The 14,132-nt window shown below is 40.7% G+C and carries 8 protein-coding genes; 7 read left to right on the forward strand and 1 reads right to left on the reverse strand.

All coding sequences use genetic code 11. The features are described 5' to 3' along the window. The first annotated feature begins 110 nt into the window (after nucleotides 1-110). The gene (locus tag ACOMC3_RS09375) at nucleotides 111-2,480 is read left to right on the forward strand and encodes an ABC transporter permease (protein ID WP_420319286.1); all 2,370 of its coding nucleotides are present in this window, start codon (nucleotides 111-113) and stop codon (nucleotides 2,478-2,480) included. A 165-nt stretch (nucleotides 2,481-2,645) separates the two neighbouring features. On the opposite strand, the gene ACOMC3_RS09380 is transcribed toward ACOMC3_RS09375, so the two are convergent. Beyond that, nucleotides 2,646-4,007, reverse strand: a complete 1,362-nt coding sequence (locus tag ACOMC3_RS09380; protein ID WP_420319287.1) for an NAD-dependent succinate-semialdehyde dehydrogenase — start codon at nucleotides 4,005-4,007, stop codon at nucleotides 2,646-2,648. Between the two features lie 96 nt (nucleotides 4,008-4,103). On the opposite strand from ACOMC3_RS09380, the gene ACOMC3_RS09385 reads away from it, so the two are divergent. The 6 genes from ACOMC3_RS09385 (at nucleotide 4,104) to ACOMC3_RS09410 (ending at nucleotide 14,037) form a co-directional block, all read left to right on the forward strand. Beyond that, nucleotides 4,104-5,228, forward strand: a complete 1,125-nt coding sequence (locus ACOMC3_RS09385; RefSeq protein ID WP_420319288.1) for an FAD-dependent oxidoreductase — start codon at nucleotides 4,104-4,106, stop codon at nucleotides 5,226-5,228. A gap of 81 nt (nucleotides 5,229-5,309) precedes the next feature. Beyond that, on the forward strand, nucleotides 5,310-6,437 hold the full coding sequence (gene hppD / locus ACOMC3_RS09390) for a 4-hydroxyphenylpyruvate dioxygenase (protein ID WP_420319289.1): 1,128 nt from the start codon (nucleotides 5,310-5,312) through the stop codon (nucleotides 6,435-6,437). A gap of 159 nt (nucleotides 6,438-6,596) precedes the next feature. Then, complete coding sequence (locus tag ACOMC3_RS09395; protein WP_420319290.1) at nucleotides 6,597-10,058, forward strand: T9SS type A sorting domain-containing protein; 3,462 nt, start codon at nucleotides 6,597-6,599, stop codon at nucleotides 10,056-10,058. Nucleotides 10,059-10,270: 212 nt separating this feature from the next. After that, a complete protein-coding gene (locus tag ACOMC3_RS09400; RefSeq protein ID WP_420319291.1) occupies nucleotides 10,271-10,831 on the forward strand; it encodes a hypothetical protein in 561 nt (186 codons plus the stop codon). Nucleotides 10,832-11,165: 334 nt separating this feature from the next. Then, nucleotides 11,166-12,905, forward strand: a complete 1,740-nt coding sequence (locus ACOMC3_RS09405) for a gamma-glutamyltransferase family protein (RefSeq protein ID WP_420319292.1) — start codon at nucleotides 11,166-11,168, stop codon at nucleotides 12,903-12,905. A 37-nt stretch (nucleotides 12,906-12,942) separates the two neighbouring features. Further along, nucleotides 12,943-14,037, forward strand: coding sequence for a serine hydrolase domain-containing protein (locus ACOMC3_RS09410; RefSeq protein ID WP_420319293.1), 1,095 nt, complete (start codon nucleotides 12,943-12,945; stop codon nucleotides 14,035-14,037). The last annotated feature ends 95 nt before the right edge of the window (nucleotides 14,038-14,132 follow it).

A 14,132-nucleotide genomic window follows, 5' to 3' on the forward strand; every position in this document is an offset into this window, starting at 1 on the left:
AAATAACACCATGCATGTAACCATCAGCAGTTTTTGAGGTAATTCTTAAAGGAATTGCAACTATTATTTCATTTTGCCATCCTTTAACTAAGCTCTTAACCTTTACTACTATGCTTAAAAACTTCTTTCTGATCTCTGTTCGAAACTTAAAGAAGAATGGACTCTACTCAATCATTAATATAAGTGGCTTATCTATAGGAATCGTTTGTAGCGTACTTATCCTCCTTTGGGTAGCTGATGAGGTGTCTTACGACAAGTTTCTCCCTAAGTACGATCGCTTATACCAATTATGGATCAGTGGTTACTATGATGACAAGTTCAATAACTGGCAATCGGTTCCTCTTCCGACGTACGAAGAAATGAAAACCATTGACGGTAATATCGTCAATTCAGTGGTGACCGGATGGGGTGGTGAGCGCCTGCTTACTGTGGATGATACACGCATACTAAAGGATGGCTATTATGTAAGCGAAGAATTTTTGGAGATGTTTGAATTTCCGCTTATCTCCGGGAGTCACACAGAAGCATTGAAAGACCCCATGTCAATCATACTTACCGAGTCAACAGCAAAAATTCTATTCGGTGATGAAGATCCGATTGGCAAACAAGTAAGGCTGGAGGATGAGGGCACATTGCAAGTCACAGCTATTGCAAAAGATGTACCCCAAAATTCATCCTTTAAATGGGATTATCTGGCAACCTGGAAGTATCGTGAATCGGTCAACGAGTGGGTGAAAGACAACAAAACCAACTGGGGTAACTATTCATTTCAGGTGTTTGTAGAGCTCAATGATCCATCACGTGAAATAGATGTTGAGCAAAGCATTTTCGATCTGGCAATGGAAAAGGATCCGGAAATTGGGATGGAGAAAAATTTCTTTCTGTATCCCATGAACAGATGGAGACTTTATTCAAACTTTAATGATGATGGAGAAGAGGCGGGCGGGCGAAGTGATTACGTTCAACTGTTCACTGTCATAGCCATCGTGATATTGATTATTGCCTGCATCAACTTCATGAACCTTGCCACTGCACGATCTGAAAAGCGAGCAAAAGAAGTGGGCATTCGAAAAAGCCTGGGATCTAATCGGGGAAAATTGATTTCTCAGTTTTTAGGAGAATCCATATTCATTACTTTTTTGGCTTTTCTAATAGCAGTCATTTTAACTGAACTTACCTTGCCTTCTTATAATAATCTCGTCGATAAGGAGCTCTTCATTGATTACTCCTCTCCTGTTTTTTGGCTTAGTGCAGTGGGTATTGTGCTTGTTTTGGGAATTATCGCTGGCAGCTATCCTGCTTTTTACTTGTCAGCTTTCAAACCGGCACAAACCCTAAAAGGCACATTGAAAGCAGGTAAAGGAGCGACCACACCTCGAAAAGTATTGGTTGTCATCCAATTTGGATTCTCTATCGTATTGATTGTCAGCACGATCGTCATATTCCAGCAAATAGATTTGGTGAAGAAAAGGGATCTGGGATACGATCAGGAGAATCTAATTTCCGTGGACCTTACAAATGATCTGACTGATAATTATGAAGTGCTCAAGCAACAATTACTTTCATCAGGCTATGTGGAAGCCGTGACACGATCCAATTCCCAGATAACACAGATCAATTCGAATAACTTTTTGGGCTGGCCTGGTAAGCCTGAAACTCAACGAGTGATTTTTACTACAATCACTTCAGAATATGACTATGCCAAAACAATGGGAATTGATGTGCTGATGGGAAGAGACTTTTCCAAAGAATTTGCCAGTGATTCCAGCGCTATCGTAATTAACAAAGCTGCACTTGATCTGATGGGATTGGAGGACCCAATTGGCACCAATCTTGATCTTTGGGGTGAGAAACGCAAACTTATTGGTGTGGTTGATAATGTACTTATGGGCTCACCTTATGAGCCAGTCAAGCCCATGTTTGTTATACTCGAAAACTGGGGTGGATACATTTCAGTGCGACTCAAAAAAACGGATGACCTTCAGGCTTCCCTGAAAGCCATTCAGCCCATTTTTGAGAAACATAATCCTGAATATCCATTTGAGTACAACTTTGCTGATGTTCAGTTCGAAAGAAAATTCACCACCATTACACTCACTAGAAAACTGGCTAGTATCTTTTCAATTCTAGCCATTATCATCACAGGATTGGGATTATTTGGTCTTGCATCATTTACTGCCGAGCAGCGAATTAAGGAAATTGGTATTAGAAAAGTATTAGGAGCCACTATCTCAAGTCTCATGGGATTACTTTCTAAAGATTTCGCCAAACTCGTTATGATTTCATTTGTTCTTGCTGCACCAGTAGCATGGTACCTATTGGATCAATATTTGGACCGATACACCATTCGAGTGAACATTGCCTGGTGGGTTTTCCCGCTTGTTGGTTTGGTTGTACTCGGATTTGCCATTGCCATTGTCTCTGACCAGGCCAGAAGAGCGGCTAAAGCCAATCCGGTGCAGTCATTAAGGAATGAGTAGATAAACGATCTGAAATTGATAAGCAGTATTAATCCCCTCCTAGGAGGGGCTGGGGTGGGTTTGATGAACCAAATTCATTTTGTAAATGTCTTATTTTTCAACCCACCTCTATTTCTCCTCCAAGGAGGAGATTTAAAGGTCATTTCAAAATGAATTTTTCAGTCTTCACTTTATATAAACCGTTTTTACGTTCACAAACTCTTTAATGCCGTGATGTGATAGCTCTCTGCCAAAGCCACTCTCATTGATTCCACCAAAAGGTAATCGAGGATCGGAAGAGACCATTTCGTTTACAAAACATGAGCCTGCATCGAGCTTGGTCGCTGCAAGTTTCTCTGCTTTCTCAATATCACTGGAGAAGATGGCTCCACCCAATCCATAGAACGAATCATTGGCTACTTCCAATGCTTCATCTTCATCTTTCACAGTAATAACTGTCGCAACAGGACCAAATAGCTCCTCTTCATAAGCTGGCATTCCCTTTTTCACATCTGTTAGAATCGTAGGCGGATAGTAATACCCTTTCATTTCCGGTACTTTACCCCCTAAAATGCATTTAGCTCCAGCAGCAATCGAGCGCTGTACCTGATCATGCAATTGATCACGGTACTTCTCTCCTACCAATGGACCTAAATCAGTAGAATCGTCCAATGGATCGCCGAATGTGTAGGAGCTCATTTCTTTGATTAATCGCTTCTCCACTTCCCCTTTTATTGATTCTGGCACAATGAATCGTTTAGCGGATATGCAACTTTGCCCATTGTTCTTTAAGCGACTGGAAACAGTCGTCTCAATGGCCAAATCCAAATCCGCATCCTCCAAAATGATGTAAGGATCACTCCCACCAAGCTCTAGTACACATTTCTTCAAAACCACTCCGGCTTGTTTAGCCACTTCCTTTCCGGCTCTTGTACTACCAGTCAGTGTCACTGCTTTCACGTGTCTGTGTTCTATTACTTTAGATGCCTGCTCATTGCTGATGTATAGATTGCTAAATGCTCCTTTCGGGAATCCTGCTTTTTCAAAAACAGAAACAATGGCTTCCGCACATCCTGGCACATTTGGTGCATGTTTAAGTAATGTAACATTTCCAGCCATCAACCCCGGTGCTGCAAAGCGAAATACCTGCCAGAATGGATAATTCCAGGGCATAATTGCAAAGACTATCCCTAACGGAGTATGCGTGACATAGCTTTTGGTTGCATCGGTTTCAATGATTTCATCTTTAAGAAATTTCTTAGCATTATCAGCATAAAACTCACAGACCCAGGCACACTTTTCCACTTCTGCTTCACTTTCTTTCAAGGTCTTACCCATTTCCTGAGTCATTATATTGGCGAATGCACGTCTCTCCTTTCTCAGAACTTCACCAGCGGACTTCATTAATTGTGCTCTTTGCTCAAAAGAAGTGTGCTTCCACTCCCCAAATGCCTGATGCGCAGACTCAATGGTATTAATGATTTCTTGGTCACTGTGATTTTCAAATGCTTTTAGCGGTTCTTCTGTAGCCGGATTTATTGCTTGCATAAGATTCTTTTGAATGGTTGAAAAATGATCGATTTGGTGAAATTTCGTAACTTATCACCTATTAGATAAAAGTCATTTTTTCCAACAATTGTTGCCATGACACACATACAACAAGAAGAAAGCAGAAGAAATTTCATTAAGCAGCTTGGAGCAGCCGGAATCCTGATGACCAGCTTCCCTTCCTTTGCATTTAATGCACTTACAGACCCGGTATCCTTTACAGGATTGCCACCCGTAAATGTTTCTCACGAGCGATTGATAAGAAAAGTGGTGGGTTTACGTCCCTATCGTCCTTCAGGATTCAATCTAAGCGTACAAAAACTCGATAATAAGGTAATTATTCACAACTACGGTCATGGTGGCGGAGGCATTTCTCTTTCATGGGGGACGGCTTCCCTTGCCATTGCAAAGATCGAAAATGAAACGCAACAAGTGGCTGTTCTTGGAGCAGGAGTAGTTGGTCTATCCACTGCGATTCTACTGTTGAAGCAGGGAAAATCTGTGACACTCTACACCGATAAGCTACCACCAAATACTACATCCAATGTAGCTGCGGCTTTTTGGGCACCTGTTTCTGTTTATGAATCGGATCAGATTGGTGAAGGTTTCATGGATCAATTCAATAAAGCATCGCAGATTTCACAGCGAATGTTCCAGGACCTGGTGGGTGACCGCTATGGAGTCTGGTGGATAAAAACGTACTTTCTCGGTGGAAATTTTGATTTTCCTGGTGGTTTAAATCTATATCCCAATTATAAAGAACTGACAGCATCCACTTCTCCATTCAATGATCACCCGATTACTGAAGAGATCCATTCATTAATGATAGAACCGCCTATTTACCTCAAAGCTCTTCTGGATGATTTTTATCAATTGGGCGGTAAGTTGGTTATCCGAAAGTTCAATCAAACCAGTGAGTTGACACAGCTAAACCAACCCGTCATCATGAACTGTACCGGGCTTGGATCCCATCACCTGTTTGGTGATAAGACCTTGATCCCTATTCAGGGACAACTGGCTGTACTTCTGCCACAGGAAGAAATCAAATACGGGTACGTATACCCATCTTATGATGGTCTGCTTTACATGTTCCCGCGAAAAGATGGAATTATCCTCGGTGGTACATCTGAAAAAGACAATTGGAGCCTTAGCACCAATGAGCAAGAAATCAAGCGCATCCTTAACGGTCATCAAAAGATCGCTGAGGGACTTAAACAATGATGCCCAAACCATCGTAAAATTTGAATACCAAATATTAATGAGTAATTTTGTTGTTATAACAACTAAGTAAATATAGCTATCATGGAAACCACAGCAACAGCACCGAAAACGGACGAAGCAAAAGATTTCATGCCCATCAATGGCACTGACTATCTGGAATTGTATGTGAGCAATGCTAAACAAGCGGCTCATTACTACAAGTCTGCATTTGGATTTAAATCGCTGGCTTACGCTGGCCTGGAAACTGGTGTTAAGGATCGTGAATCTTACGTGGTAGTGCAAGATAAAATACGTCTGGTTTTAACCTCTCCACTTAAAAGTGGTACCGAGATTGGTAAACACATTGACAAGCACGGTGACGGGGTGAAAGTGACAGCTCTTTGGGTTGATGATGCGACACATGCATATAATGAGGCGGTGAAGCGAGGAGCTCAATCATTCATGGAGCCCAATACCCTAGAAGATCAGCACGGTACGGTGGTTCGTTCCGGCATCCATACCTACGGTGAAGTGGTTCACATCTTCATTGAAAGAAAAAATTACAACGGAATTTTCCTTCCCGGATATAAGGAATGGAAGACGGACTACAACCCAGAGCCGGTAGGTCTTAAATACGTGGATCACATGGTAGGTAATGTAGAGCTTGGCGACATGAACAAATATGTGAAGTTCTACGAGGAAGTGATGGGGTTCAAACAGATCATGTCGTTTGATGACAAAGACATCTCTACCGAATTCACCGCACTTATGAGTAAGGTGATGAGCAATGGCAATGGACGCATCAAATTCCCTATCAATGAACCCGCTCCGGGGCTTAAGAAATCTCAGGTAGACGAATACCTGGAATTCTATGAAGGTGCTGGTGTGCAGCACATTGCGGTGGCTACTGACAACATCATTCAGACGGTCACAAATCTGAAAAGCCGAGGCGTTGAATTCTTACAAGTGCCCGACACCTACTATGATGTGCTTACAGAGCGTGTGGGTCAGATAGATGAAGACATTGAGGCGCTAAGACCATTGGGTATTTTGGTGGACCGTGATGACGAAGGGTATTTATTACAGATCTTCACTAAGACGGTGCAGGCACGTCCTACTATGTTCTTCGAAATCATCCAACGAAAAGGTGCCACCTCTTTCGGAAAAGGAAATTTTAAGGCATTGTTCGAAGCGCTCGAAAGAGAGCAAGAGCTTCGTGGAACGCTTTAATCATACCACTCACTACTAATCACACGGAAAAGGAGCTTGAAAAGGCTCCTTTTTTTGTTTCTATGGAAGAATACTAGCAAATCCCGAACTGAATAGTTCGTTATCTCATTCCAAAAGCTCCTATTCCTGAGTAACTTAGATAGGAAAACTTTCTTGGTTATGAAAAAGATCACCCTAAGCTTCTCATTTATTCTTATTGCAATTTGTACGTTTTCGCAAATTCGAATTACCTATGTCGAGCCCTCCACAAATACAATAAAAGTTAAAAACTTTGGCGCTAGTACAGTAGATATCTCTGGTTATCGCTTGTGCTCTTTAATTAAGTACACCTCCAATCTAACAACTGGGATCACAATCAATAGTGGATCTATGAATCTAGCGGCAGGTGAAGAGGTTGAATTTGTTGCTCCCGGAGGCGCTTCCAGTTCCTGGCAAAACCTTGCCAATGAAGCTGACTTGGGGTTATACCTTCCTAGTGGAAGTTTTGGTTCTTCATCAGCGATGGTGGATTTTGTGCAATGGGGAAGCGGTGGTCATGGACGAGAGAGTGTTGCAGTTTCAAAAGGCATATGGAATACAGGAGATTTTGTTAGTGATACCGAACCCTTCTTCTATACAGGCGATGGCACACAGAATGGAGTATTCTTTTGGGAAGGCACCACTCCACCAAATCAAGCGCCAACCGATATAACGCTTTCTAATTCAACCATTGAAGAAAACATGGCAACAAATACTGTTGTTGGAGTTCTGACAACAGAAGATCCGGATACAGAGGACAATCATACCTATACGCTTGTTGTCGGAGCGGGCAGTGATGATAATACTTCGTTTACAATTTCGGGCGCTGAACTTTTGAGTAATGAGGTGTTTGATTTTGAATTGAAATCGGTGTACTCAATCAGAATTCAAACAGACGATGGCAATAGCAACACTTTCGAGAAATCCTTTTCAATAACTATAACCAATGATGCTGAACCTCCTTCTGATATTAGTCTTAGCAACCAATCTATTGGTGAGAATTCGACCATTGGTTCTGTAGTTGGGATACTTTCAACAACCGATCCTGATATGGGAGAATCTTATGTGTATAGTCTTTCAACTGGAACTGGAGATGATGATAATGCCTCATTTGAAATTGTTGGAGATGAATTAAGGACTTTTACTCAATTTGATTTTGAAAACAAGTCGATGTATTCCGTTAGAATTCAAACTAATGATGGAGAAAACACTTTCTCAAAACCTTTTTCAATAACCATAGTAGACGAGAATGATTTTCCTACTGACATTACATTGTCCAACAATACAATAGATGAAAATCAAGCCATCGGAACCATTATAGGAAACCTATCTACAACCGATATTAACGTTGGAGATACGCATTCCTATTCTTTGGTTGAAGGTGAGGGAGGTACAGATAATTCACTCTTTGCCATTGTCGATGCAGAACTCCAATCTGCCAGTATTTTTAATCATGAGTCAAAAGATGTTCTCAGCATTAGAATACAAACAGATGATGAGAATGGAGGCGTATTTTCAGAAATTTTTTCAATTGTGGTGAGTGATCTTGTAGAGGCCCCAACGGGACTGGTATTGAGTAGTCATGTGATTGCTGAAAATCAACCAATAAGCACACAGGTTGGCATTTTCACTACTATCGATGAAGATCAAGGCGAAAATTATACATACGATTTTATAGCGGGTACAGGTGATGATGATAACGCTTCTTTTCAAATTTCTAATAATCAACTGCTGTCAAATGAGGTGTTTGATTTAAATGTAAAAAGTAGTTATTCCATCCGGGTAGCTACTAACGACGGAAACACAAACTCTTTTGAAGAAACCTTTACCATAACAGTGACTCCAGCAAATGATGCTCCTACTGACATTATCCTATCCAATAATGTAATTGATGAAAATCAGGACATAGGATTTACCATTGGTACATTAACTACAAATGATGCAAACGAAAATGATTCACATACATATTTGATAGTAACTGGAGTGGGAGATTCAGATAACAATTCATTTGCGATAGATAACAATCTTCTGATAACCTCGGAGGTTTTCAATTTTGAAACTAAGTCTTCTTATACCGTCAGGATTCAAACAACTGATTCAGAAGGCGCCTCATTTTCAAAAGCATTTTCAATTGACGTTAATGATGTCAGTGAGTCTCCAACAGATATATCATTGAGCAATCAAGAATTACCTGAAAATCAAAGCAGTGGCTTTACAATTGGAATGTTCACTTCGACGGATGAAGATGCAGGTGAATCATATACCTACAGTTTGGCAAATGGTGAAGGTGATTCGGATAATTCACTGTTTGAAATTGTGGGGGCTAATCTCCTTTCTGATACTACGTTTGATTTTGAAACCAAATCAGTTTACACCATACGAGTGGAAACCAATGATAGCAACCTTGGTACGTTTTCAAAATCTTTCTCCATTTCAATTACTGACACCAATGATGCGCCAACCGACATAACCTTATCAAATTCAGTCATTGCAGAAAATGAAGAAGCAGGAACATTAATCGGTACTTTAACTTCAGCAGATCAGGACGTCAATGATACGCACTTCTATTCTTTAGTTGCTGGTGATGGAGATGACGACAATGGAATTTTTATCATACAGAATGGCCAACTGTCCATTAATGAAATTGGCAACTTTGAAAGCAAATCAACTTATTCAATAAGAGTAGAGTCCAATGATGGCAATGAGGGCGTTTATTCAAAATCTTTTATAATCGAACTGGAAGATGTCCCTGAGGCTCCAACAGACATTGCCATTAGCAATTCCACGATTCAGGAAAACTTACCATCAGGATCAACCATTGGAATCCTTACTGCAATCGATGAAGACTTGGAAGATTCGTTTACTTTCTCACTCATTGCAGGAGCAGGGAGTGAAAACAATGAATCTTTTGAAATAGATGGTTCAGCGCTCAAATCAAATGAAGCATTGAATTATGAGGAACTAGCCTGTCATTCGATTCGAATCCAAGCTACTGATAACACTGGAGGTACATTTTCAAAAATATTTCTGATCGAGGTGGAAAATATCAATGAGGCTCCTACAGAGCTGATACTAAGCGCCTCTGCTGTTTCTACGATTGATGAAATAGGCTCAGAAGTAGGTGTCTTGAGTTCGATTGATGAGGATGAGAATGATGGTTTTACCTATTCATTAGTTGAAGGTGACGGAGATGATCATAACGCGCTTTTTTCAATTGAAGTGGATAAGCTTTTAGTCAATGCACCTCTTTCCAATAGTCTTCCCGACGAACTTTCTGTCCGTATTTCATCTACCGACATTGGAAATCTTTCTGTCACTTCTGTTTTTACTATTGAGGTTGAAAAAATTCTTGGTTTTGAAAAATTAGAAGCAGTGAAAGTTTTTCCAAATCCGGTTTCGGAATATTTTCAAATCATATTTCATGAGCCGATTCAAAATGAACAAATCAAGATCATTGATTTAAATGGCAAAGTAGTGTTTACTGAACTTCTTACCTCCGGATCAGAATTTCTAATTCAAAACTTAAAACTGTCGCCAGGGCTCTATCAGCTCCAAATTTCATTGAAGGGCAATACAGCGCACCGATCTATTGTAATAGAATAGGTTTTTCAGACTCACTACTAATCACACTGAAAAGGAGCTTGAAAGGGCTTCTTTTTTTGTACGCTTTCAAAATCTATTATTTTATATCATTGATAAAAATCCAATTACAAACGACTACAAACGGATATATCCGGATATATCCGTTTATTAATACGGCTATTTGAGTTCAATGAGCTTTCTTCATAACTTTTCTTTCTAAACCTTGATAAGGAGTGATCTATATCATCAGTGGAACATCACGATCGGGAAAAACGCTACTAGCTCAAAACCTGATGCAAAGGCGAGTAATTCCATTAGTGTCGCTTGACTGGCTGGTCATGGGCTTCACTAATGGTATCCCAGAATATGGCATCCATGATAAATTATGGCCTGATGAAATTGCTGAAAGGCTTTGGGATTATTTAAAAGCGATACTTGAAAGCATCATTTGGTCTGACTCAGATATAATCATTGAAGGTGAAGCTGTACTTCCCGAATTAATCATTGACTTCCAAAAGAAACATACCCGTTGTATGAGAGTGTGCTTCCTAGGTTATGCACACGTAAGTGTTCTTCAAAAGGTGAAAGAGGTATATGAGTACCATCAAGATAAAAAAGACTGGCTGACACAGGAATCAAAGCAGTATGTGGAGGATCATATTCACAATATGGTGGAATACAGTAAACGAATTGAAAAAACGTGTAGACATTACGGTATAAGCTATTTTGATACATCAAAAAACTTTAAACAAGCTTTGGACCAGGCAATGGAATACCTTCTAAAAGAAAAGTGATGGAGGTAGAATTGAATGACATTCGATATGGCTTTGCCAGAGATTATAAAGGCGAGGAAGAAAAAAGCTGACCGCCGTAAGTAAGATCTATTTACGGAAAGAATCTATCTTTTGTGATAAATCAAGAGGTTTTCTGTCTAATGAAAGTCCGTGGAGTAATTAGGAGCGGCAAAATCATCATCACGGAAGACACCAGTTTCTCCTCAATTAAGTTTGTTCACAAGCGAATCAATAAACTTCTAGACCCGTAGTTAAACCGATTCAACCGCTCGTTAATAACCGTTCCAGATTCCGTTATTTTTTTCATATCTTCATTGCCCTAACCTAATGTAAGATGAAGAGTAACCTATCCATTTCGCTAATCCTCATTGTTCTATTCATTTCGTGTAATCCTCCCCAAGAAACAGAGAAACAACCCATGGTTGTTGAAACCACAAAAATGTCTTCTGCCTCAGGAGGAATGGTGGCAGCCGCACAACCATTGGCTACTCAGGCTGGCGTTCAAATGTTGGAGGCCGGTGGCAATGCGGCAGATGCAGCAGTGGCAGCCGCTTTTGTGATTGCAGTGGTGGAGCCTACAATGAATGGCATTGGCGGTAGAAATCAGGTTTTTATCAGGCAAACAGATGGAAGCTTCAGCGGATACAATGGCATGACAGAGGTTCCAGCTAGTTTCGTTCCGGATGAAGATCCACCAAATTCAGGTCACCGTGTAGTAGCGATTCCGGGAGTGGTGGCATCCTTGATGCGATTACACAAAGAACATGGCACTATGCCTCTAAAAGAACTCATGAAACCTGCGATCAAACATGCTTCAGAAGGTTTTGAATTACTGGAGGGCGAGGCTAGACGCCACAGTCTTGGGCTTGATGCTATTAAACAAGATCCGGGATTCAGAAAACAAATGCTAAAAAGTGATACCACTACTTATCAGGTTGGAGAGATTCTCAAGCAACCGGATTTAGCCAGTACGCTGCAGCGAATAGCCGACACAAACGGTGAAGACTTTTATAGAGGAGAAACGGCAAACATGATTGCTGCAGATATGTCCCTTAATGATGGTTTTGTGACTTCAGAAGACCTAGCCAATTATCAGGCACTTGATGCCCGGTATGTCTCCATTACGTATCGGGATCATGAAATTCATTCCATTCCAGCTCCTGCTGGGGGTGGATTGGTAGTCAAGGCGCTTAATATTATGGAGAATTTTGACCTGTCCAGCATGTCTGATGCGCAGTGGGCGGCTGCTGTCAATCAAGCATTGGCATTCTCTATGGAAAGCATGGAATATGATTATGCCGAAGAAGACTTAGATCAGGTGCAAAGCAAGGAATGGGCGAAAGAAAAAGCAGGTCAGGTAATCATCCCAGATCCCATAAATGAACAAACAGCGGCCGGTTTGATACAACCTCAAAAGCTCTTAGCAGAAAACACCGATTGGAGCGGGAATACCTGGGGAGAAGATAGCCATCATACTACCCATTTTGTGACGGCTGATTGTTCAGGAATGGTGGTCTCCATAACTCAGACCATCGGACCTTTATTCGGCTCAAAAGTCATCACTCCAGGGCTTGGGTTTGTTTATGCTTCGACCATGGGTGCCTATCTATCAGGATCCGATCAGGCTCCCGGCTCCAGACCAAGAACGACCATTGCCCCTACTGTAGTAACTAAAAACGGAGAAACCGTCATGGTGCTTGGTGCAGCAGGAGGCCTACGAATACTCTCAGGTATCGTTCAGGTCATTTCACGCTACGTCGATCAAGGCTTATCCATCGAAGATGCGGTAGCAGCTCCCAGGATTCATCCATCAGCTGACTATAGCGATGGAAATCGTGAGGTGTTTGCAACAAAGTTTAGCGCTGAATATACCCCTACCAACGGATGGTCAGCGGAAGATTCCATCTATTGGCAGGATCAAGGCTTTGAAATTGAAGCCATTACCCGCTACGGTGCATTTTCCAGAGTACATGCCATTTCCCGTAATCCTGAAACCAATATTTGGTCAGGAATGGCTGATCTTGATTGGGAAGGAGCAGCGAGAGGTGTAGAAGAAAATGTATGTGAAGAATAGCAGATTCAATACATATACTTAATAACACTCCTTCGGAATGAATCAAATCAAATTCTTCATCCTGCTGCTGTTATCTACTATGGTTTTGGGCAACTTAGTTAGTCAGGAAAGGTATTTAAAACTTGATTCATTACTCAATGCACGATCTCAAGAACAACGTTTCTCGGGTATAGTGTTTGTTGCGGAAGGGAACGAAATAATGTACACCAATGCGTTTGGATATGCTGATTATGCTAGGAAAATCCCACTGAATCTTTCCACTCAATTTGACCTTTCATCAGGATCGAAGCTCTTTACTGCAGTTGCAATCGCTCAGTTAATTGATCAAAACAAGTTGTCCTTCAACACTAAAATCAAGGAATTTTTCCCAGAGCTCATCAATGCAAAAAATATTAACATTCATCAACTAATGACCCATTCTTCCGGATTAGGTCATTTTCAAATTGTTAAAGGTTTTAGCTACCAAAACATCACTTCGTGTATAGATGTATTACCATTTATTAAAACCGAACCACTACTTTTTGAGCCAGGAGACAGTGTCTACTATGCTACCTCCAATCTCCTTATATTAGGAGCAATAGTTGAGAAGATCTCCGACCTTACATTTCCTGAATATGTCAAGGAGAATATCATTTCAAAACTAGACTTAAAGCGAACAACTTTCGATACATACTTCCAAGTTCAGGATTATGCAGGACGCGATGGAAGGTTTGCGAAAGGATACATTAAAAATGAAAAGGAGCAAATAAGTGAAAAAAACAGATACAAAGATGAGCAAGCGCTAGTCGTTTTATCAGCAGGTGGTATGTGGTCAAGTGCAATAGATTTATTTGAATTTGACAAAGCATTGTTTTCAGGTCAATTATTCGATGAAAAGCTGCTGACACCTATGACAGAGCATCACGTTTTCACTGGTTGGGAGGGCACTTATTTTGGCTATGTTTTTAACATCATAAATGTAAATTCGAATAAGGAAGGTGCGGGTCATGCAGGAAATAGCTCTGGCCATCATAGTTTCAACTTTCGCTATGAAAACAGAGAAACTACTCTCATTATATTAACTAACTATGGGTTTGTCGATATTTTCGAATTAGCACATGGTCAAATTGAACCGATCCTGTTTGATGATTAAGAAGACTTTGTACAGTCATTTGATTATTGCGTATTCAAAGATTCCTGAAGTGCTATATTTACTATCATTCAGTTTTAATGCTAACCTAATATCTG

It is taken from the genome of Ekhidna sp. (genome assembly GCF_965212185.1).
Lineage (GTDB): Bacteria > Bacteroidota > Bacteroidia > Cytophagales > Cyclobacteriaceae > Ekhidna.